The sequence below is a fragment of the Niallia sp. MER 6 genome (assembly GCF_023714395.1).
GTDB lineage: Bacteria > Bacillota > Bacilli > Bacillales > Cytobacillaceae > Niallia.
This window is the reverse complement of the sequence record NZ_JAMAUK010000002.1, coordinates 155,421-177,046: the sequence shown is the minus strand read 5'-3', so window position 1 is coordinate 177,046 and position 21,626 is coordinate 155,421. Positions and strand designations below refer to the sequence as shown.

Annotated in this window: 23 protein-coding genes; 14 read left to right on the top strand and 9 right to left on the bottom strand. The window is 39.5% G+C overall.

Annotated features, from left to right (window positions below):
* Window positions 1-4 precede the first annotated feature (4 nt).
* From M3600_RS03425 to M3600_RS03415, 3 genes are all read left to right on the top strand, one after another.
* Complete coding sequence (locus tag M3600_RS03425; RefSeq protein ID WP_233316592.1) at window positions 5-988, top strand: LacI family DNA-binding transcriptional regulator; 984 nt, start codon at window positions 5-7, stop codon at window positions 986-988.
* 171 nt (window positions 989-1,159) lie between these two features.
* Window positions 1,160-2,611, top strand: coding sequence for a sucrose-specific PTS transporter subunit IIBC (locus M3600_RS03420; RefSeq protein ID WP_251644733.1), 1,452 nt, complete (start codon window positions 1,160-1,162; stop codon window positions 2,609-2,611).
* A 60-nt stretch (window positions 2,612-2,671) separates the two neighbouring features.
* Window positions 2,672-4,165 carry a glycoside hydrolase family 32 protein gene (locus M3600_RS03415; protein WP_237941884.1) on the top strand — a complete coding sequence of 498 codons (1,494 nt, stop codon included), beginning with the start codon at window positions 2,672-2,674 and terminating at the stop codon, window positions 4,163-4,165.
* On the opposite strand, the gene M3600_RS03410 is transcribed toward M3600_RS03415, so the two are convergent.
* Window positions 4,160-4,612 (bottom strand): GNAT family N-acetyltransferase, encoded by a 453-nt coding sequence (locus M3600_RS03410; protein WP_233316589.1) that lies wholly within the window; start codon window positions 4,610-4,612, stop codon window positions 4,160-4,162. The two genes, M3600_RS03415 and M3600_RS03410, sit on opposite strands and share 6 nt — an antisense overlap.
* A 124-nt stretch (window positions 4,613-4,736) precedes the next feature.
* On the opposite strand from M3600_RS03410, the gene M3600_RS03405 reads away from it, so the two are divergent.
* Entirely contained in the window at window positions 4,737-5,189 is a 453-nt protein-coding gene (locus M3600_RS03405) for a MarR family winged helix-turn-helix transcriptional regulator (RefSeq protein WP_233316588.1), read from the top strand.
* Window positions 5,190-5,266: 77 nt separating this feature from the next.
* Here the strand turns inward: M3600_RS03405 and M3600_RS03400 are convergent, their stop codons facing one another.
* The 3 genes from M3600_RS03400 to M3600_RS03390 form a co-directional block, all read right to left on the bottom strand.
* Window positions 5,267-5,581 carry a hypothetical protein gene (locus tag M3600_RS03400; RefSeq protein WP_251644732.1) on the bottom strand — a complete coding sequence of 105 codons (315 nt, stop codon included), beginning with the start codon at window positions 5,579-5,581 and terminating at the stop codon, window positions 5,267-5,269.
* Between the two features lie 62 nt (window positions 5,582-5,643).
* Window positions 5,644-5,988: a hypothetical protein gene (locus M3600_RS03395; RefSeq protein WP_233316586.1), complete on the bottom strand. Its 345-nt coding sequence runs from the start codon at window positions 5,986-5,988 to the stop codon at window positions 5,644-5,646.
* Window positions 5,989-6,117: 129 nt separating this feature from the next.
* Entirely contained in the window at window positions 6,118-6,672 is a 555-nt protein-coding gene (locus M3600_RS03390; protein ID WP_233316585.1) for a helix-turn-helix domain-containing protein, read from the bottom strand.
* A 114-nt stretch (window positions 6,673-6,786) separates the two neighbouring features.
* Between M3600_RS03390 and M3600_RS03385 the strand changes: the two genes are divergently transcribed.
* Window positions 6,787-7,368, top strand: a complete 582-nt coding sequence (locus tag M3600_RS03385) for a LysE family transporter (protein ID WP_233316584.1) — start codon at window positions 6,787-6,789, stop codon at window positions 7,366-7,368.
* 23 nt (window positions 7,369-7,391) lie between these two features.
* Here the strand turns inward: M3600_RS03385 and M3600_RS03380 are convergent, their stop codons facing one another.
* The 3 genes from M3600_RS03380 to M3600_RS03370 form a co-directional block, all read right to left on the bottom strand.
* Window positions 7,392-8,369, bottom strand: a complete 978-nt coding sequence (locus M3600_RS03380; RefSeq protein WP_233316583.1) for an NAD(P)-dependent alcohol dehydrogenase — start codon at window positions 8,367-8,369, stop codon at window positions 7,392-7,394.
* 102 nt (window positions 8,370-8,471) lie between these two features.
* On the bottom strand, window positions 8,472-9,197 hold the full coding sequence (locus tag M3600_RS03375; RefSeq protein WP_237941880.1) for an MOSC domain-containing protein: 726 nt from the start codon (window positions 9,195-9,197) through the stop codon (window positions 8,472-8,474).
* Between the two features lie 51 nt (window positions 9,198-9,248).
* The gene (locus M3600_RS03370; RefSeq protein WP_237941879.1) at window positions 9,249-9,761 is read right to left on the bottom strand and encodes a GNAT family N-acetyltransferase; all 513 of its coding nucleotides are present in this window, start codon (window positions 9,759-9,761) and stop codon (window positions 9,249-9,251) included.
* A 198-nt stretch (window positions 9,762-9,959) separates the two neighbouring features.
* Between M3600_RS03370 and M3600_RS03365 the strand changes: the two genes are divergently transcribed.
* The 5 genes from M3600_RS03365 to M3600_RS03345 all read left to right on the top strand — a co-directional run bounded on the left by M3600_RS03365 (window position 9,960) and on the right by M3600_RS03345 (window position 16,114).
* Complete coding sequence (locus tag M3600_RS03365) at window positions 9,960-11,300, top strand: methyl-accepting chemotaxis protein (RefSeq protein ID WP_251644731.1); 1,341 nt, start codon at window positions 9,960-9,962, stop codon at window positions 11,298-11,300.
* Between the two features lie 355 nt (window positions 11,301-11,655).
* Window positions 11,656-13,158, top strand: a complete 1,503-nt coding sequence (gene zwf / locus M3600_RS03360) for a glucose-6-phosphate dehydrogenase (protein ID WP_251644730.1) — start codon at window positions 11,656-11,658, stop codon at window positions 13,156-13,158.
* A 139-nt stretch (window positions 13,159-13,297) separates the two neighbouring features.
* Complete coding sequence (gene gnd / locus M3600_RS03355; RefSeq protein WP_233316578.1) at window positions 13,298-14,191, top strand: phosphogluconate dehydrogenase (NAD(+)-dependent, decarboxylating); 894 nt, start codon at window positions 13,298-13,300, stop codon at window positions 14,189-14,191.
* 128 nt (window positions 14,192-14,319) lie between these two features.
* Window positions 14,320-15,306 carry an LLM class flavin-dependent oxidoreductase gene (locus M3600_RS03350; RefSeq protein ID WP_251644729.1) on the top strand — a complete coding sequence of 329 codons (987 nt, stop codon included), beginning with the start codon at window positions 14,320-14,322 and terminating at the stop codon, window positions 15,304-15,306.
* A 214-nt stretch (window positions 15,307-15,520) separates the two neighbouring features.
* Complete coding sequence (locus M3600_RS03345; protein ID WP_233316576.1) at window positions 15,521-16,114, top strand: nitroreductase family protein; 594 nt, start codon at window positions 15,521-15,523, stop codon at window positions 16,112-16,114.
* 47 nt (window positions 16,115-16,161) lie between these two features.
* Here M3600_RS03345 and M3600_RS03340 read toward each other — a convergent pair whose 3' ends face one another.
* Complete coding sequence (locus M3600_RS03340) at window positions 16,162-17,277, bottom strand: histidine kinase N-terminal domain-containing protein (RefSeq protein ID WP_233316575.1); 1,116 nt, start codon at window positions 17,275-17,277, stop codon at window positions 16,162-16,164.
* A 334-nt stretch (window positions 17,278-17,611) separates the two neighbouring features.
* Here M3600_RS03340 and licT point away from each other — a divergent pair, with 334 nt between their 5' ends.
* Window positions 17,612-18,457 carry a BglG family transcription antiterminator LicT gene (gene licT / locus M3600_RS03335; RefSeq protein ID WP_233316574.1) on the top strand — a complete coding sequence of 282 codons (846 nt, stop codon included), beginning with the start codon at window positions 17,612-17,614 and terminating at the stop codon, window positions 18,455-18,457.
* Window positions 18,458-18,502: 45 nt separating this feature from the next.
* Here licT and M3600_RS03330 read toward each other — a convergent pair whose 3' ends face one another.
* A complete protein-coding gene (locus M3600_RS03330) occupies window positions 18,503-19,999 on the bottom strand; it encodes an MDR family MFS transporter (RefSeq protein ID WP_237941876.1) in 1,497 nt (498 codons plus the stop codon).
* Between the two features lie 127 nt (window positions 20,000-20,126).
* Here M3600_RS03330 and M3600_RS03325 point away from each other — a divergent pair, with 127 nt between their 5' ends.
* The 3 genes from M3600_RS03325 (at window position 20,127) to M3600_RS03315 (ending at window position 21,608) form a co-directional block, all read left to right on the top strand.
* Entirely contained in the window at window positions 20,127-20,771 is a 645-nt protein-coding gene (locus tag M3600_RS03325; protein ID WP_233316572.1) for a TetR/AcrR family transcriptional regulator C-terminal domain-containing protein, read from the top strand.
* A 193-nt stretch (window positions 20,772-20,964) separates the two neighbouring features.
* On the top strand, window positions 20,965-21,276 hold the full coding sequence (locus M3600_RS03320; protein ID WP_233316571.1) for a PTS sugar transporter subunit IIB: 312 nt from the start codon (window positions 20,965-20,967) through the stop codon (window positions 21,274-21,276).
* The gene (locus tag M3600_RS03315) at window positions 21,276-21,608 is read left to right on the top strand and encodes a PTS sugar transporter subunit IIA (protein ID WP_233316570.1); all 333 of its coding nucleotides are present in this window, start codon (window positions 21,276-21,278) and stop codon (window positions 21,606-21,608) included. The genes M3600_RS03320 and M3600_RS03315 overlap by 1 nt, the downstream gene beginning before the upstream one ends.
* The last annotated feature ends 18 nt before the right edge of the window (window positions 21,609-21,626 follow it).

Below are 21,626 nucleotides of genomic sequence, written 5' to 3'. Positions count from 1 at the left end.
ACTAATGATTCGGACCATTGCGGATATTGCTAAAATCGCCGGAGTCGCCAAAAGCACGGTATCCCGCTACCTGAATGGAGGCTCTGTCGGAGAGGCAACAAGGAAGAAGATTGAAAAGGCAATTCGAGAGACTGGCTACACGCCAAACCCTTTTGCTCAAAGTTTAAAAGCAAAAAAGACAAATATCATTGGCACGATTGTTCCAAGGCTGGATTCTTTTGCGTCATCACAGACGTTGATTGGAATCGATGAGCGCTTGAAAGAACTGAACTATCAGATGTTAATATCCAATACGAGCCAAGATTTAGACAGGGAAATTGAGAGTATATACAGCCTGGCAAACCAGAAGATGGCGGGTATTATCTTGCTTGCGACCGTGATTACGGACAGGCATCTTCAAGCAATAGCTGATGTGAATATTCCAGTTTTATTAATAGGTCAGGAGCATGAAGAGATTCATAGTGTTATTCATGATGATTATCATGCCGGTATGGCAATAGGGCAATATGTGCTGGAAAAGGGGCATCGCAACATTGCTTACTTAGGAGTGACAGAGCTTGATATTGCTGTTGGAATAAAACGAAAACAAGGCTTTACAAAAGCATTGGAGGGGAAGGAAGATATTGATGTCCATTATTATGAGACAGAATTTAATATTCCTGCTGCCCAAGCTGCCGCCATGGAAATCTTAAGAAATTCCAACCAGAGTATTGTCGTTTGTGCTACAGACAATATTGCCCTTGGCTGTCTGAAGGCAGCATACAAACTGGGGATAGCTGTACCAGATACTTTGTCTGTTACTGGCTTTGGCGGTTATGATGTCACGGAAGCCATTCATCCTGGCATTACAACAGCAAAATTTCATTATAAAGAAGCAGGGAAAAAGGCCGCAGTTAATATGGTGGAGCTAGTACATGAGCGGCCAGTAGAAATACTGACAACAATGAATTTTGAAATAATTAAAAGAGAAAGCGTTGACACAATCTAGCATGATGAATTATAATTCTAATGAAACCGATTCCAATGAAATTTATAATCGGTTTCGTTAGAATCATATTTTTTTAGCTTTTATTTGGAACCGGTTCCTTAAACGGTTTTACTTTTTGTGTAATTTTGGAACCGGTTCTATATTGCTGGATATAATAGGGAGGAACGTAAAATGAACCATAAAAAAATCGCAGAAGAAATTCTCGCGGCAATCGGCGGAAAAGAGAATGTGTCTGCAGCAGCTCACTGTGCAACACGGCTTCGTTTAGTACTGCATGATGAATCAGCAGTTAATCAAGATGTGCTTGATAAGATGGATGTGGTGAAGGGAACATTCTCTACAGGCGGTCAATATCAAATTATTTTAGGATCAGGCACTGTTAACGAAGTGTATAAGCATTTTGCAGGGATGACAGGTCTTTCAGAAATGTCGACGAAGGAAGTAAAAGAGGCTGGAGCAAAGAAGCTTAATCCGATTCAGCGATTTGTGAAAATACTGTCTGATATCTTTGTGCCGATTATTCCAGCTATTGTTGCCGGCGGTTTACTAATGGGACTAAATAATGTCCTGACTGCTCAAGATTTATTTATAGAGAGCAAATCATTGGTTGATGCATATCCAAACATGGCAGATTTAGCTGCACTTATTAATACTTTTGCAAACGCTGCCTTTGTATTTCTGCCAATTCTGATTGGCTTTTCTGCTACCCAGCGGTTTGGCGGAAATCCTTATCTCGGAGCAGCACTTGGTATGCTGATGGTTCATCCGGATTTGCTGAATGGCTATAATTATGCAGATGCCATGCTGAAAAATGAAGTGCCTGTCTGGAATATATTCGGTTTGGAGATTGAGAAGGTAGCTTACCAAGGAACAGTGCTGCCTGTACTTGCAGCATCGTTTATTTTGGCTAAGATTGAAACATATCTCAGAAGGATTGTGCCCTCGGCTTTGGATAACTTATTGACACCGCTTTTATCTATTTTTATTACTGGTTTTTTGACATTTACGTTAGTCGGCCCGTTAACAAGAACGGCTGGAAATCTTCTTACTGATGGCATTGTCTGGATGTATGACACAACAGGAGTAATCGGCGGGTTAATTTTCGGCCTCTTGTATGCACCGATCGTTATCACTGGCATGCATCACAGCTTTATTGCTGTTGAAACTCAACTGTTAGCAGATATCGCAAAAACAGGCGGCTCCTTCTTGTTTGCGATTGCTACCATGTCTAACATCGCTCAAGGTGCAGCAACATTGGCTGTCTTGAAGCTAACAAAGGATGCAAAAGTTAAGGGAACAGCTTCTGCTGCGGGCATCTCTGCATTGCTTGGTATTACAGAGCCGGCGATGTTTGGGGTAAACCTGAAATTAAGGTATCCGTTTATTGGTGCTATCGTAGGGTCTGCAGTTGGTTCTGGTTTTGTTACTTTGTTTAAAGTGAAGGCAGTCGCATTAGGTGCTGCTGGATTGCCTGGCATCATCTCCATTCGTCCAGATAAAATTGTGCCTTATATTATTGGAATGGCAGTCGCATTTGTAGTCGGATTTACGGTAACCATCGTATTGGCGAAAAGAGCGGCTAAAAAGGAAGCGAGTGTAAAAAAAGAAGGCATCGTTGCATAAAAAATCGATAAGCATAGGAGGGGACTCTTGTCTCCTTTCTTTTTAGGGAGTGAAGCATCAATGAATTGGAGCAGAGAACAACGGTACAGAAGATGGGAGGATGCCTCAAAGACAGAACGGAGGAAACTTGAAAATCTCGTCAAGCAGTGTAACTGGAGACAAACCTTTCATATTCAGCCTGTGACAGGGCTTCTCAATGATCCAAACGGTTTCTCATATTATAATGGTGAATATCATTTGTTCTATCAATGGTTTCCCCTTGGCCCTGTTCATGGATTAAAGAACTGGTATCATACTAAATCAAAGGACCTCGTTCACTGGGAAAATGTCGGCGTTGCGCTTGAGCCGACAAATGAGTTTGACAGTCACGGTGTTTACTCAGGCAGCGGAATCGAGCATAACGGCGAATTATTCCTTATGTATACTGGAAACAACCGTGACGAGAACTGGGTAAGACATCCTTATCAGATACTAGCTGTCATGAATAAGGAGGGACAAATAAAAAAGCTTGAAAAACCAGTGATTCCTGCAGTTCCTAACGGGTATACGGATCATTACCGTGATCCTAAGGTTTGGAAAGATAATGATTGTTTTTTTGCTGTGATTGGAGCACAGCGTAAAAACGAGACAGGTACAATTATGCTGTATCGTTCGCAGAATTTGCTGGAATGGGACTTAGAAGGCGAAGTAGATATAGGCCTTAATGAATTCGGATATATGTGGGAGTGTCCGGATTATTTCGAATTAGATAATCATGGTGTGCTGCTGTTTTGTCCACAGGGCTTGGAGAGAGACAGAGACAGCTATCATAATATTTATCAATCAGGCTATGTGCTCGGCAGCAGGCTGAATGTTCAAGAGCGGACGCTTGTGCACAGTGGGTTTCATGAATTAGACAGAGGGTTTGACTTTTATGCACCACAGACAATGGAAGCACCTGACGGCAGAAGAATATTAGTAGGGTGGATGGGTCTGCCTGAAATAGAGTATCCGACAGACAGTAACGGCTGGGCCCATTGTTTAACATTGCCGCGCGAACTGACTGTAAAGAACGGGCGACTATGGCAAAATCCAGTTAAGGAATTGGAGCTGCTTAGAGGGGAAGAAACAGAAGCTCATATAACAATAGATAACGAGACGAAGGGGATAGAAGGATTTGCTGGTGATGTCTATGAATTATCTGCAGAGTTTTCCAATTTTACGGCAGAGCAGTTCGGTATAGAGCTTCGAGCTAGTGACAAGGAGAAAACAGTCCTGAAATATGACATGCAGGAGAAAAAAGTGATTTTTGACAGAAGCGAGTCTGGGCAAGCAGCAGGCATACAATATGGAGCGGTCCGTAAATGTTTAGTAGAAACAGACAAAATTTCCTTCCGAATATTTGTGGATGTTTCTTCTGTTGAGGTATTTGTGAACGACGGAGCAGAAGTGTTCACTGCAAGAATATTCCCAGATCAAAACAGTCAGGATATCCGTTTTTTTGCGTATAACGGGAAAACAGACATACAGGCTGTAAAATATAAACTAACTAGCAAAGAAAGAGCCAGTTCATGATGACTGGCTCTTTTCTGCGATATTTTTCACCATCAGCACGTGAGCGATGCCATCTTCCATAAATACATCGGAAGAAGTTTCGTAGCCTAGCTTATTATAAAAGCCCTCTGCGTGTGTTTGGCCATGCAGCTTTACCTTTAAATCTCCTCGGTCTGCGGCGATTTCTTCAAGCTTGGCAATAATAACTTTCCCAAGACCAAATTTACGGTATTCCTGTAAGATACAGATTCTTTCTAGTTTGCCGTAGCCTTCAACCGATCTAACCCGTCCAGTGCCGACTGGCTCATTATGATAATAAACAAGAATATGCTCACATTTACCATCAAGTTTATCGAATTCATCGTATTCGTCGTCTAACGGAACACCCTGTTCCTCCACAAATACTGTCCTTCTTATATGTAATGCCTGCTCTAGTTCGTCTGTTGTTGTAATTTTTTTTGCTTCCATCGCTATTCATTCCTTTCTGGATTTATTATGAGAAACAAGTCATAATTTATTTATCATCTTTAAACAGTGTATAGGAAAAATATATTGTTGTAAATACAACAATTATTGGAGGTTTATTATTTTTATGAAGGAAATTCTTCGTGAAGTTGGCATGATTGCCAGAGCACTTGATTCTATCAGCAATATTGAATTTAAGGAATACGATTTGACGAAGGGCCAATATTTATACCTTGTCCGAATATACGAGAATCCGGGAATCATTCAAGAAAAGCTGGCAGAAATGATAAAAGTTGACCGCACGACTGCAGCCAGAGCTATTAAAAAGCTTGAAATGAACGGCTTTATAGAAAAAAGACAGGATGAGACAAATAAAAAAAACAAGCTGCTGTTTCCTACAGAAAAAGGAATGGAGGTATATCCTTTTCTAAAAAGGGAGGCAGATCATTCAGACAAAACTGCACTTGCTGGATTGTCTCATGAACAAACAGAGGTTCTTTATGAACTCCTGAAAAAGGTCAGAGAAAATATCGAGGTAGATTGGGAGAACGTCAAAAAAGGAAATCGACGAGGCTACTAAATTTAACTTATAAAGCAAATAAAAAAAGAATTAACGTTATTTCGTGACAGGTTAATTCTTTTTTTATGAGATATTCATTAGCGGTTTCTCGGCGGAGGACCTTGCAGTCTTCCTGTACTGTTATTGCTGTTGTTTGTTTCTTTCATCAGTCTGTCTAAATGCTTTATTGCTTCATCAAATTCTGATCTTGTTATTTGTCTAGTAGCCAATAAGGAACATAGCATTGCGTAGGCAATCGGGTTTGTATTAACCTCAACATTTACATAAACATCTACATCTGAGTTTCCGCTTTCCCCAATTTGCGCCGCATTCGCATCAAGCTCTGTATGACCGTTGTTGCGAAACTCATAGTTCATGTTATCTCTGCCTCTTGGCTTGCGGTTTGGATACATGATTACCCCTCCTTTACTGCGAAAGAACGAGAATGGGCTTGACCATTCTCGTCTCACAATTATTAATCTTCGTCTTGATCTTGGCTGTTGTCTTGATCGTTGTCCTGATCCTGATCAGAATCAGCATTCGCTTTTGAACGAGAACGAACGCGAGCTTTTGAATCAGATTCAACATCAATGCAAAGATCAATTTTTGCATTGCCAGAACGGCTGACTTTAGCGACATTCGTATTTTTGTCGATGTTTTTTAAATCATTGTCGTTGTCTACATTTGTGTCTGATTTTAAGCGATTGTCACTTTCGAAATCCACATTCGCATCAGAGCGGCTGTCACTGTCACCAGAACGAGATTTGGATTTATTGCTTTGGTCATTATCCCCTTCACCTGGATACCATACTTTGCTCATAAGAAATCCTCCTTTTTCATTATTCACTTATCATTTTATTCAAGTAATAAAGAATGACATGGGTAGCTGTAGGAGGACAAGCATGGATTTTATGTTAAAAAACCGCATCCCAATAAGGAGGCGGCTAGGTTATCCAGGATAGTATATAGTCATGCTGAGCTTTGTCAGCTTATCTCCTGAGTTATGATACGTATGAGGTTTGTCTGCATTAAACTGGATGGAGTCACCGGCAGATATTAAGTAATCATTGTCATTTACTCGAACTGTCAGCTCTCCATCAAAAACGGTAATATACTCTACCGTACCTTCCTGATGTGCCTCGGCACTTATATAGCCGCCCTTTTTGATTTCTACTGAGTAAATCTCAAAGCGTTTATCTTCTTCAAATGGAAAGTAAGGATAGATGTTGTACTTGCCATCATCCTCTGATAGGACTTGCACTTCGTCTCTTTTCACAACCTTTGCTTCAGGCTGCTGGTGCTGAATAAGAGAGGTGAAGGAGATTTTCAAGCCATTGGCGATTTTCCAAATAGTATTAAGTGTTGGACTAGATTCCCCTCTTTCAATCTGGCCAATCATCGTTTTGCTTACTCCGGTCAAGTCTGCGGTTTTTTCAAGACTAAGCTTTTTCTTTTCCCGAATCGCTTTTAAGTTTTTTGCCAAAATAAGCTGAATTTCTTCCATAAAAAACACTCCTGTCATATGTACAATATAGCGACCGTATTGTACAATAAAACGTAAATCGTTATATTGTCTAATATGTACATTATAACATACATATAAAGGGGGAGAAAAAGTATGCCGTTGTTATCGTTTTTGCTGTACGTGACTGTAACTAGTTTTACTCCTGGCCCTAATAATATAATGGCAATGGCTTTTGCCAACAAATATGGGCTGAAGAAAACCATTGGCTTCTGTGCAGGTGTAAGTGCCGGTTTCTTTGTGATTATGCTTATCTGCAGCTATTTTAATTTAATGCTGAAAAGCTTTATGCCTAAGATTGAGTTTGTAATGACGATACTTGGTGCAGTCTATATGTTGTATCTAGCCTATAAAATTGTTTCCAGCAAGGATAATGGAGGTGAAAAGGAAGAAGACAAGAATAACAGCTTCCTGGCAGGAATGCTGCTGCAGTTCATTAACCCAAAAGGGATACTGTACGGGATAACGGTCATCGCAACATTTATTCTTCCATACTATCAATCTCAGCTTAGTTTGCTGCTGTTTGCTGTGATACTTGCTTTTGTTGGGTTTTTAAGCACATTCAGCTGGAGTTTGTTTGGCAGCATGTTTCAAAGGTTCTTGTCCAAATATAAGAGCCAGTTCAATATCGTGATGGCATTGCTGCTTGTTTACAGTGCTATTTCCATCTTTTTTTAAAAGAGAACGCTTTGCGGCGTTCTCTAGTCTTCTGACATTGTAATAACAACTTTTCCCTTGGCGTGACCTTCTGCAAAATACCGAAATGCTTCAGGTACTTCGCTCAGCTTAAATTGTTTATCAATAATCGGTTGCAGCTTTTCCTCTTCAAGAAGCTCCTTGAGTAAATGCAAATCTTCCTGGTTTGCCCGCTGCAGCATATTGCCCAGCTTTTTACTGCTTGTGACGGAAAGACAAGGACCAAGCATCATGGCTTCACTCATCTGTTTCCCTTGGCCGCCGACCATAATATATCTTCCATGGTCCTTCAATGCCCGCATATAAGAAAGAATTGGCTGATATCCATTTACTGCAAGGATAAGATCATATTTGTCGGAGCTTTGAGTAAAATCTTCCTTGTTATAATCAATAACATGATCCGCACCAATTGCTTGGAGTATCTCCACATTTCCAGTGCTGCATACACCTGTAACTTCTGCACCAAATGCTTTGGCGATTTGCACAGCAAAGGTGCCTACACCGCCAGATGCCCCATTAATTAACACCTTTTGCCCTGGCTGAATTACTCCCTTATGTCGCAACGCCTGTAATGCGGTCGTTCCTGCCATCGGAACAGCAGCAGCCTCCGCAAAGGAGATATTTGCTGGCTTATGTACCAATGCTTTGACTGGAACTGAGACATATTCTGCAAAGCCGCCCCAACCACTTTGAGAAAGATCGCCGAATACTTCATCTCCCTTCTTAAATTGTGTAACTCCCATGCCAACAGCTTCCACAATCCCTGCAATATCTCCCCCAGGAATCGTATATTTTGGTTTAAACAAACCGAAGGCGAAGCGGGCAAGAAAGGGAGTGCCACTCAGTAAAACAAGATTGCCGTAATTGAGAGAGGCAGCTTGAATCTTTACAAGCACTTCCCCTTCCTTAGGAACAGCTCGTTCTACTTCTAATAATTGGAGACTATCTGGTGTACCATATTTGTTTGAAACAATGGCTTTCATTCATTTCCCTCCCTTAGACATAATCAATTAAAGATATGAACAGGATTGGAAGGAAAGACACAAAAAAACCGCATCTTTTAGATAGATGCAGTTTGTTAGCCTTCAATCAACCAAATATATTTCATCTCCAACATGAATTTTCCCTGTTTTAATTACAGAAGCATAGATGCCAAAATTATTTTTTCTTTCCTTATAAACGGTTTTAAGAAGAGAAGGAGCTTTTTCTGAACTGTCAGGGTCCACTGTAATAATCATGCATCTTTCACAATGCCTGTTCAATCTCAGTACGACCTCTGAGCCGATTTTTATCTGTTTGCCGAACCAGCTTTCTTCAATGAACGGAATCTTGTCCTTCAAAGAAAGTACAAGATTAGGACGGAAGCGGCGCTGATCAACTGATTCTCCCCATAGCTCATGGAGTTTATCAAGGGAGGCGTCTGTCACAAGCTGAATATGCTCCTCTTCAATGGCTCCTAGTGGGACATTCTCAGGTGTATAGGATAAAAAAGAAACCTTTCGTTTGGATTTCTCCTCCAGCTCAGAGAGAAGAGCTGGGTCTCCCCATTCCAACACTTTTCCTTCAGGTGTTGTTATTTCCACTTTTGGGTACTCTTGAGTCGATTCCACGCCTGCAAATTTGGCTGCATAACGGACCATCTCTGGAAATTGCGTGATGGTTAAATATTTGTCGTTTCTTGTGTCATCTCTAAAAGTGTGACTCCTGTCCCCATACAAGCCGTATTCCATCACATTTGTTGCTTGTACACTTTCGCCACGAAAGGATTTGACAGGATGACGGACAATTTCTTCAATATGACCTATTAACATGGACTTAACCTCCATTTAAGAATTTTTATCCTAAAAGCCTGTTATTATGTCTTATTCGCCGACTGGATTATTTGGTCCTGGCAGGTGTAATTGATAGAAAGCAAGATCCAGCCATCTATCGAATTTAAAACCAGCTTTCTCAATCGTGCCTGAGTGGACAAAACCGAAATGCTCATGCAATGCTATGCTTTTCTCGTTCGCTGCATCTATACCCGCAATCAATGTGGCATATTCCTTTTCAGTAGCAATTGAGATAATCTCCTTCAATAGTGCTGCGCCAATACCCTTTCTTCGATAATTATTGTCAACATATACCGAATGTTCGATAGAGTACTTATAAGCAGGCCAAGCTCGGAATGGTCCAAAGGTTGCGAAACCAACTGCCTTATCGTCAAGTTCATACACAATCACCGGATAGCCGTCTTTCATCTTTTGTTCGTACCATATGCGTCTGTTTTCTAAAGTATCTGGTTTATATGTATACACTGCAGTTGTATTAAGGATTGCATCATTATAGATGTTTAGAATCTGGGGCAAATCCTTTTCTTGAATAGGTCTTATCACGATTTGTTACCCTCCTGTATTAAGCTATTAAAAAGTTTATTTCATTAACTATAACAAAAAAACAGGATTATAAGAAAAAAAGTTAGTTGTAGGTCTTTTTATTCAGGAGTTTATAACTAGCTTAAGGGAATTTTAAGATTTCTCTTCTATAGTAAGTCCTATAACAAACCGACAATAAAAAGATTAGGGGAAATTACTGTGAAAAAGATATCTACAAAAATTATTATATTATCATTAATTAATTCGATGTTTGTGGCAGCGATCAATGTTTGTGCCTCACTCTTTATGAGCAGCAGCCAAGGAAGCAATACAGAGGGAACAGGTGCTGAGCAAGCGCAAAGCGGGCTGCTTAGCCATTTGCCGCCAACGCAAGTACTCATAGGACTTGCCGTTTCTATCGTGCTTGGTGTTATCTTGTCTTACTTCTTAGGGAAATTGATTTCGAAGCCAATTGTCCAACTGACAGAAATAGCCAAAAAAACATCAGAGCTTGAATTGAGTGAGGATGAAAGTATTTTTGGCCGTACACTTGCATCAAAGGATGAAACCGGAGAAATGGCAAGAGCCCTGCTTGAAACCAGAAATTCGCTAAAGTCAATGGCAACTCAATTGAAGTATGTTTCGTCAACAGTTGCAGCTCATTCGAGCAGTCTTACGAAAAACACAGAGGAAAATGCGAGAAATATTAATCAAGTAGTGGCAACTATTGAAGAAATTGCAGTTGGAAACAATAGTCAAGCTCAAACAATAAGTGAAGTGAACTCGACATTGCTTGAGGTGGTCGGTCTGATGGAAACTATAACGACGGAGGCTTCTGCAGGTGCCGATAAGGCAGCAGCATCCATTGATTCAATTGTCGAAGGTCAAAACACTGTTGAACTGCAAGGCAATAAGATGGATGAAAATATCTCTGTGTCAGCAGAAGCAACATCCTCTATCCATGAATTAAGCACAATGATTGGACAAGTTGGCAATTTCGTAGCAGTCATTAAGAATATTGCGGAACAGACGAACTTGCTTGCACTGAATGCAGCCATTGAAGCAGCAAGAGCAGGAGAAGCTGGCAGAGGGTTTGGTGTGGTAGCCGAGGAAATCAGAAATCTAGCCGAGGAATCCTCAAGAGCAGCGAAGGAAATTACAGGTATTATTCATGATACAACAGAAAAAACAAACGAAGCTGTTTCACATATTAATAAAGCACATACTTTAATTGATGAGCAAAAAGATGCATTAAAGATAACGGAAGAAGCATTCACTAACATTAAAATCACCTATGACGGGATTGTTCATAACTTCAAGCAGACAGCTGCTCATATAAATTCAATAAATAGCAAATCGAGAGGTATTTCAGAGCAAATCCAGCAGATGACGGACTCAGCCGAGGAATTTGCTGCTAATACAGAAGAAATATCTGCTTCAGGTCAAGAACAGCTAGCATCCACAGAGCTGATTGCTGCCTCTTCAAAAGACTTGCAAATGCTCGCAGAAGAATTAACTGCAGAGGTAAATAAATTTAAAGTTAAGAGTAAAGACAAATAATGATTAGAGCGGCTCCTAAAAGCCGTTCTTTTATATTGTACATAAATTGTTACTATTAATAACCATTATTAAAAAAGTGACTTAAACGGAAACTATGTTAGAAAGCAGCTTCATTTTACCGTAAAAAAACTTCCTTTAATTTCTAATGGGAATTATTTGTTAATATTACTTGATAAGTAAGCAATATCTTACCAAGAATGAGGAAGTGTCCGTTTGGGGAAAATACTTCGCGTAGCGAAGTTGTTGTAATTGACATGAAAAACTAACAGGCTTATTATTGTTATGATAAATAACTAAGGTAATAAAAAGTAACTCATATAACCAATCAATGGTTTTAGATATGGAGGTTTAAGTGATGGAATCAATGACATTTGTGTTGTTTGGTGCGACAGGTGATCTTGCGAAGAGAAAAATATATCCTGCACTTTTCAATTTATATTTAGACAATAAGCTGCCGCAGGCCATCTCCGTTTTCGGATTAGGAAGAAAAGAATTCACGGATGCTACTTTCCAAGAGCATGTGCGAAACTCAATCGAAACTTTTTCGAGAAGAAAAGCTGCGGACGAAGAACAATTGGAGGCATTTATTGAAAGCTTCCGTTACAGCATCCTGGATGCAACGAAAATAGAGGATTATCAAACACTGTTGGAAAAGGTGGAAAAGCGGGAAGCTGAACTGAACATACCACAAAATCGCATGTTCTATCTGTCTGTTGGGCCAGAGTTCTTTGATCTCATCGCCTTAAACCTGAAGGAAAGCGGTTTGGGTAATACGGCTGGATGGAAGAAATTGATTATTGAAAAGCCATTCGGTCATGACCTTGCGTCAGCTAGAGAGTTGAATGAGAGATTGAGTAAAGCATTCCAAGAGGAAGAAATCTATCGCATTGACCATTATTTAGGGAAGCCTATGGTTCAAAATCTTGAAGCATTGGAATTTGCGAATCCTGTTTTGCAGGCATTATGGAATAAACAGCATATTGCAAATGTCCAAATAACAGCAAGTGAGATGGTAGGAGTAGAAGAAAGGGCTGGCTATTACGATCATGTCGGTGCTCTTCGTGATATGGTGCAAAACCATATGCTGCAAATGCTGATGATGACTGCTATGCATACTCCAGAAAAGGTAGGTCCAGAGCAAATTCGTGCAGAGAAGCGAAAAGTAATGGAAGCTCTTCGTCCAGTCAAGGGAGAGGATATTGCCGAAAATATTGTCAGGGGACAATACAGCAGTGGCGAAGTGAATGGCCAAGCTTCTGTGAGCTATCGAGATGAGCCGAATATTAAAGAAAATTCTCATACAGATACATTTATAGCAGCGCGGATTTGGATTGACAATGAGATGTGGGAAGGGGTCCCATTCTATATTAGAACAGGGAAGAAGATGCAGGAAAAATCAACCCGTATTGTCATTGAATTCAAGGATACCCTTAAAAATCTCTATGAAGAGAAAAAGGATCAAGTTGCACCTAATCTGTTGATTATTGAAATCAGCCCGAATGAAAATATTAAATTAACACTTAACAGCAAGAGCCCATTCGAAAATGGAAAAATGGATCAGGTTGAAATTGATCTCTCAGATGTTCCAAAAGACGTTCCAGAGGCATATGAACGGTTGATTTTTGATGCAATTAAGGGAGATTCTACTTTCTTTGCTCATTGGAATGAAGTGGAATTATCTTGGGAATGGGTACAGCCGATTTTAGATGCATTTGAACAAAATGAGGTTCCGCTTCATTTCTATCCAGCTGGCTCAAATGGACCAGAAGCATCTGATAAACTGCTTGCCGAAAATGGATATAAATGGTGGTTGTACAGCAAGCCGGAAAGCTTAAGTAAATTAGTTTCGATGACATAACATAGCGGCATTGGAATTGGAACATGATATAGGTATTATCAACTGTCTCACATTGTTCGTATAAGGTTTCAAACATTGCCAATATGTTAGGCTTCGTAATAATACATTTTTTTCACAGTTAATCAGGAGGGGTTTAATAATGAAAGTTGGTTTAATTGGTTTAGGGAAGATGGGTCTAAATTTAGGGAAAAATTTATTGGATAATAAACATCAAGTTTCAGCCTTCGATTTAAATCCAAGCGCTGTATCCGAAATGAAGGAATATGGTGCGGATGGAACGACTAGCTTAACAGAGCTTGTTCAATCATTGGAAACACCGAGAGTGCTTTGGATTATGGTACCTCATAATGTGGTCGATTCTGTAATAGGTGAGATGGCTCCATTATTAGCTAAAGGAGATATTGTAATTGAGGCTGGAAATTCCCATTACAAAGAATCAATCCGCAGATATAATGAGCTGAAGGAATTTGGTGTGCACTTTATGGATGTTGGTACATCCGGCGGTATGGCAGGAGCAAGAAACGGCGCATGCTACATGATTGGCGGCGATCAAGCTGCATGGGATGTAGTTGAACCGATATTCCGTGATACTGCTGTTGAAAATGGCTATTTCTTTGCTGGTAAAGCCGGCAGCGGACACTTCTTGAAAATGGTCCATAATGGAATTGAATACGGCATGATGGCAGCTATCGGAGAAGGATTTGAAGTACTGGAGAAAAGTGAATTCGACTACGATTATGAAAAGGTTGCAAAGGTTTGGAACAACGGTTCTGTTATTCGCTCATGGCTGATGGAATTGACAGAGAATGCATTCTCTAAAGATGCTAAATTAGATGAGATTAAAGGGATTATGCATTCTTCAGGAGAAGGAAAATGGACAGTTGAAACAGCACTTGATTTACAAGCAGCAACTCCTGTTATTGCCATGTCGCTTCTAATGCGCTACCGTTCACTTGAGAACGATACATTTACAGGTAAAGTTGTAGCGGCACTTCGCAATGAGTTCGGCGGGCATGCGGTCGAAAAGAAATAAGAAAAAGTTTAAACCTTTAAGCAGGCTTGCTTAAGGGTTTTTTTTACATGAGCACGTTTTAAGTATATCCCTGCAAATCAGTTTATAATAATAGAAGCAAATAAAAGTTGATCGGAGGAGCAGGGAGATTGAGATTAAGTGTATTAGATCAATCCGTGATCAGCAGTGGGTCGACAGCTCATACTGCCTTAAAGAATACAGCAGCATTAGCACAAATAACGGAAGAACTAGGATTTGAACGTTTTTGGGTGGCAGAGCATCATAATGCGAACGGCATTGCAGGCACCTCACCAGAAGTGCTGATTTCCCATATAGCCGCAAAAACAAAGCGCATTAAAGTAGGCTCAGGCGGTGTACTGCTGCCCCAATACAGTCCTTATAAAGTAGCAGAGAACTTTAAGGTGCTCGAAGCTTTGTATCCAAATCGTATCGATTTAGGAATTGGCAGGTCCCCAGGAGGATCTCCTGAGACACGGCTAGCCTTAACGGATGGCATTCGGAAAAGCTTAAATGAATTCCCAAGGCAAGTGCAGGATTTGCAGAAATTCATTGTCGGCAATCAACAGGATAAGCATACTGTTACTGCTTACCCTGTTCATGAAAGCTTTCCTGAAATGTGGATGCTTGGAGTGTCCCATCGCGGTGCAAGACTAGCAGCAGAACTGGGGTTAGCTTTTACCTTTGGTCATTTCATTGCACCATTGAATGGAAGAAGGGCAATGGATTATTATTACAAATATTTTCAGCCGTCTGTTCATGCAAGCAAGCCGAAAGCCAATATTTGCACTTTTGTTATATGTGCAGATACTACTGAAAAAGCAGAACAAATGGCTGCGAGTCTAGATTTATGGCTGCTGGCACTTGGTAAAGGGGAAGCGAATGCAGAAATTCTCAGTCCGGAACAGGTTAACCGCAAAGTTCTGTCACCAGACGATAAAAAAGCGATAAAGGAAAATCGCCGGAGAATGATTATCGGTACTAAAGAAACTGTTCGGTCAGAGCTTCTTCGTCTTAGTGAGCTTTATAACACAGAGGAATTTATGGTTTTGACTAATGTTTACGAGTTTGAAGATAAGGTGAGATCTTATGAACTGTTGGCAGAAATAGACTTTTAAGGGAGTAAAAAACCTGAAAGAAAAATTTTTTCAGGTTTTTTCTGTCTGTAAGAAGAAAAAGTTGACATTATTTTCTAGAGTGTTATAATAATTTTATCTTGAAGTAGAGATATGTTATGTTGAGATATCTCGCTGAGTAATTATGAATGATAACCGTTATTTACATTTACATAGTTAAAGGTAGTAACGAAATAACTTTTGGAGGGTAATCAAAATGAGTATTTTAGAAACAATTAAAAACCGCCGTTCTTATTATGCAATCAGCAAAGAACAGGTTGTATCTGATGAAAAAATTCAACAAATTGTGAATGAAGCAGTACTTCATACTCCTTCTTCTTTCAATTCTCAAAGCACAAGAGTGGTTGTTCTTTTGAACGATAATCATGATAAAGTTTGGGATATTACAGCAGCAGAGCTAAAGAAAATTGTACCTGCAGAGAACTTTGCATCAACAGAAGAAAAGCTGAACAGCTTTAAGGCTGGCTACGGAACAGTATTGTTCTTCGAAGACCAAGAAGTTATTGAAGGCTTGCAAAAAGCATTTGAATTGTATGCAGAAAACTTCCCAGTATGGGCAAACCAAACAAATGCAATGCATCAATTAGTAATTTGGACAGCGCTTGAAGAGGTTGGATTTGGTGCATCCTTGCAGCACTACAACCCATTGATTGACGAAGCTGTTGCAGCAGAGTGGAATATACCTTCTACATGGAAGCTTATCGCTCAAATGCCATTCGGTAAACCAACTGCACAACCAGGTGAAAAAGAATTCAAGCCATTAGAAGATCGTGTGAAATTCTACAAATAATAAAAGAAGAGTGTGCAGAGTCTCTGCACACTTTTTTGCTTCTTACTTTAAGATGATATCGGGTGATGAATGAAAAAAGAGGTCCAATTCTCGTCAGACTTACAATAAATAGTGCCGCCGATTTTTTCAATAATTTGTTTACATACGAATAAGCCAATCCCTGTCCCAAGCTCTTTTGTTGTGTAGAACGGTTCGAAAATAGTCTTTGTGTTTTCCTCTTCAATCATCGGGCCATTATTGGAAATAACAAAGATTACTTCTTTAGCATTCTTTGTGGTGCTTATCCTTAATTCTCTGCTGGAGGACCTTTGCTTTAATGCATCAATTGAATTCATTATCAGGTTGAGCAACACCTGTTTTAATTCGTCTTTAAACGTATAAAGGAAGAGCGGCTTCGCTTTATCGATTGTCAGATTAATTTTGTTATCAACTGTGCTCGCATAGCAAAGCTGCTTTAAATTATCAAAAAGCAGATCAATCGCAACATTCTCCTTCCCTTTTTTAACGATTTCCGTTTTGGAGGTATGAAGAAATTGTGTAATTCTGAAATTCAATTCGTTCAGTTCATGTTGAATAATATCCAAGTATTTTAAATCAGGGTATTCATCGCGCAAGATTTTATTGAACCCGATTATGGCTGTAAGGGGGTTTCTAAATTCATGAACAAAGCTGGAGGAAATTTGTCCAAGAATCGCAAGCTTATCCATATGGTTTTCATTGATATATTTAGTTTTCGTATGCAGTTCCCGATTTTTTAGCTGGGTGTACCTTTTCACTGCATGATAGCAGAAAGAATCAAATAGACTGTTTAGATTGTTGACGAAAGATTCTAATTCATGGTGCGGCAGCTGTGCTTGAAAGCAATATTTAATCAGAATGCTTCTGCCTGTATTTACGTTAAAGATGAAATCGCCAATATTAATGCCGGCTTCAAGCCGTTGTTTGCCAACCTTATAGGCAAACTCTTGGAGCTCAGCTTCGGAATAAGTATCTGACAATGCCTTTATGAGAAGTCCATACATCGTCACAGCATTTTTCTCAATTTCCGCCTTATGAGGATCATCGTTTTCAAAGACGGACATATTAATCCATTCATTGATAAATGTAGACTGGTGTTCTATTAGAAATAACATAAGCTTATTTTGTTGGTCGTTTATTAGCAAAACAAACCCTCACTTTGCTTTTTTTTAAGGATAATGATTGTTTTAAGTAACTTATTCGACGCACCAAAAGAAATACCTTTTTGAAATTCTTTTTGCGTTCTTCTAAATGATTAGTGGAATAATTTAGAAGGGAAAAAGCGGTTTTTTCTAGTAATATTGATGCATAATATTCTTGCAATAGAAAACGTTATCATCTATAATAGGTTTAGTAAGGATTGTTACTGTTAGGCAGGCAAAACCTGAATCAACTAAACTTATGGAGCAAAGCAGTTTATCTATGAGTTTATTTGGTTCGGGTTTTTTTATGATAAAATTCGAAGGAAAAGTGATTAGAATGAAAATTTTAAAAGTATTTAATAATAACGTCGCTTTGACTAGAGACCTTAATTCTACGGAAATGGTAGTGATGGGCAAGGGACTTGCATTTCAGAAAAAGGTCGGAGATGAAATAGATGAAGAGAAAGTGCAAAAGGTATTTGTCTCGCCTTCGGAAAACTTCGCGGCCAAGCTTTCTGAGCTTTTAAATGAAATTCCTTATGAGATTATGTCACTTTCAAAAGACATTATTGAGCTTGCAGAGAGGGAATTGCATACAGAGCTGAACGATTCGTTGTATTTATCGTTATCGGATCATATCCACTTTGCCATTACGAGAATTAAAAATGACATCCCCATCAAAAACGCATTAATGTGGGAAGTGAAGAAGTTTTATAAAGCCGAATATCATGTTGCCCGCATTGCTCTTGGACTGATTAAGGAAAGAACAGGTATGGAGCTCCCGGAAGATGAGGTTGCCTCCATCGCACTGCATATCTTTAATGCAAGGCAAGATAATACTGGCTTGGAAGAAACCGTAACGATGACAAATATCGTTAAAGATGTGACGAATATCGTTAAATATCATTATGGAATAGACTTTAATGAGGAATCAGTCAATTACAGCCGGTTCGTTACACATTTGCGCTATTTTGCCTACCGTATGCTGCGCGGAGAAATAAATGATGAGCATAATGACGCTCTTTATAACCAAGTCAAAAGACAATATGCCGAAGCATATAAATGTACAATGAAGGTTGCCGATTACTTGGAAAAGGAATATTCCATGAAAATGACGAAGGATGAGCTTGCCTACTTCATGATTCATATCCACCGAGTGTCAATAAGAGAGAAAAAGATTTAACAGCAAAAGGACCACTGTTTCTGTACAGTGGTCCCTTTCTGCTTTTTAGCCTTGTTGATTTAATTTCGAATCGGTAATTTTTTCTTTGCTCATGAACAGGATAAACACAAATGACAGCAGCAGGGGAACAAAGGTCCACAGGAAAGTTGTGCTGATTGAGTCTGCGAGTACATCTGTAATCTGCTTCAGAATATCTGCAGGGATATGTGCTCTTGCTTCAGGTGAGAGAATACTTCCGCTTTCTGCGCTGCCTGCTCCTTCCTGCATTGCTGCCGGAAGTCCGTCAGTAAAGCTGTTTCTTTGAATTACTCCGAAAACAGTAATTCCCAGTGTCATGCCAAGTGACCGGAGAAAATTGCTTGTCGAGCTGGCAATTCCGCGTTGCTGCGGTAAAGCTTTCTGCAGCGCAGCCATTCCAAGCACCGAGAATGACGGTCCTACTCCAAGTCCAATTACCATCATATAGATAGTAACAGCTAAGCGTGGTGTGCTTGGTTCAAGGGTGCTTAACAAATATGTTCCGACAGCCATGATGATTCCGGAAGTAAGCATGATGGATCGATAGCTGAATTTATTGGCAAGTGATCCGCCAAGTGCTGCTGCAATACTTGATGTTACCATCATTGGCAAAAGAAGCAGCCCTGAGTTGGTAGCCGTTCCACCAGTTACTCCTTGGATATAAAGGGGGATATAGATAGTTGAGACCATAAATACACCGCCGTAAAACATGCCTGTTAATACAGTTGTTGTATAAAGACGTTCTTTAAATAAGTTGAATGGCAAAATCGGATCTTTCGCCAATCTTTCCACTACAAGAAAGATGATAAAGCAGACGGCAGATAGACAAAACAGGGAAATGATTTGCCATGAAATCCATGAATAGGATTCTCCGCCTAGTTCCAGTCCAAACATTAAAGCTATTGTAAAGCCGAGCAAAAATATGAATCCGAACCAATCAATGAATTGTTTCGTATGTGTTTTAGATTCTTTATAAAAAATAACGATTAATGCTAATGCGATAATTCCGATTGGAATGTTAATAAAGAAGATCCAGCGCCAATCGAATTGCTCTGTAATAAAGGATCCTAATAAAGGACCGGCGATGCTCGATAACCCAAAGACAGCTCCGAAAATACCGCTCATTTTACCGCGGACCTCACGAGGCACGACATCCCAGATAATAGTGAAAGCGATAGGCATCAAGGCGCTTCCGCCAATTCCTTGAATTGCCCTGTAAATACATAGCTGTATCATCGAGTCTGCCATTCCGCAAAGGACAGAGCCAGCTAGAAATAGGAGAATTCCAAATACAAAAAACTTCTTTCTGCCATACATATCTGATAATTTCCCGAATATCGGCATACCTGCCATCTCTGCAACTAAATAAGCGGAAGTAACCCAAACATATTTATCCATTCCGCCTAAGTCACCGATAATGGAACCCATGCTAGTGGCTACGATTGTGTTGTCAAGAGACGCAACAAAAATACCAAGCATTAAAGCAATCATAACAGGAACTAATTTTGTCTGATTAGAAGACATACAGTATAACCCTCTTTTCTTATTTAACAGTGTTAAATGAACAATATGCAGTTTAACATGGTTAAATAGGTTAGTAAAGAATTATTGCCACAAATAATATACAATATAAGTATAAGAGGTGACTTTCATGACGAGAAAAAATGTCAGCAAAGAAACGATAACAGATGCGGCCCTTGAGCTGCTTCATGAAAACGGCTTATCGCATGTGACGATGCGAAATGTTGCAGCTAAGCTGAAAATAAAGGCCCCAGCCTTATATTGGTATATAAAAAATAAACAGGAGCTATTGCAGCTGCTTGCTGAATACATATCAAGCCAATTTGAATTTCCGGAAGAATGCAAAAGCTGGGAGGAAGAAATTGAGTTATTCTCCCTTGAATTAAGGAGAGTATTATTGTCTGTTCCCGATGGAGCAGAAATAATGATGGATACATTGCCTGTAACAAGGCAGCGGTTGCTGCTGATTGACAGGACATTCGCCATTTTTCACCGAGCAGGCTTGCAAGAGGACAAAATTTTTCAGGCCGTTAACAATATCAATACATATGTGACGGCATACGTACTCGACGAGCAAAAACAGCAAAGACTGCTTGAAGAAATTGGATTTGAAGCAATCCAAGAGAAGTTCTCCCAAGCTATTGCCGAAATTTCAAAAGAAGAAGCTCCATATATTTATCACCATTTTCTTTCGCCAAATGAAGGTTTGAAGTCAAAGGATGACTTCCTATTAAGTTTACGGGTGATGATAAAAGGACTGCAGCAGATACAATAGGAAGAAAGAGAACTACAGAAGGTGCCATCTTGGCATCTTTTTTTTGTCTATTTTCAAATAATGAAAATGATTACATTTTATTTTTTAAATGTATAGACAAATAGTATTAAATGATTATAATAATAAATGTAAGCGGTTTTTGAAAACGATTTAGTGAAATAGAATATATAAAAGATAAAGGAGCATGATCGATATGAAAAAGATATTACTAGCTTGCAGTGCAGGAATGTCTACTAGTTTACTAGTTACAAAGATGGAAGAACATGCAAAATCAGTTGGAGCAGATGCAAAAATTTGGGCTGTCGGTCAGGACAAAGCTAAGCAAGATATGGCTGAAGCAGATGTAGTTTTGATTGGGCCGCAAATGAGCTTCTTGAAGGGTGAACTTCAAAAAGCAGCAGATCAATATGGAATTAAAGTAGATGTTATCGACATGATGGCATATGGCTTGGCAGACGGTAAAAAAGCGTATGAACAAGCACTTGCTTTAATGGGTGATAAGTAATGGAAAAGATTGATGTTAATACATTAACGGCAGAACAAATCAATTTCATGCTTATCCTTCACAGCGGCAATGCAAGAAGCAAAATCATTGAAGCACTCCGTGAGTATCGTTCTGGGAACCCGGAAGCAGCAGACGAGCTGCTTGTACAGGCAGAGGCAGATTTAAGTGTTGCTCATGAAATTCACTTTAAGCTTGTTCAGCAGGAGGCATCTGGAAACAAGGTGGAATTCGCTCTTCTTCTAATGCATGCAGAAGACCATTTAATGTCTACACTTTCCATGAAGGAGCTTGTTAAGGAATTGCTGGAAATTTTTAAAGAAAAGAAATTATAAACATTACTGTATATCCAA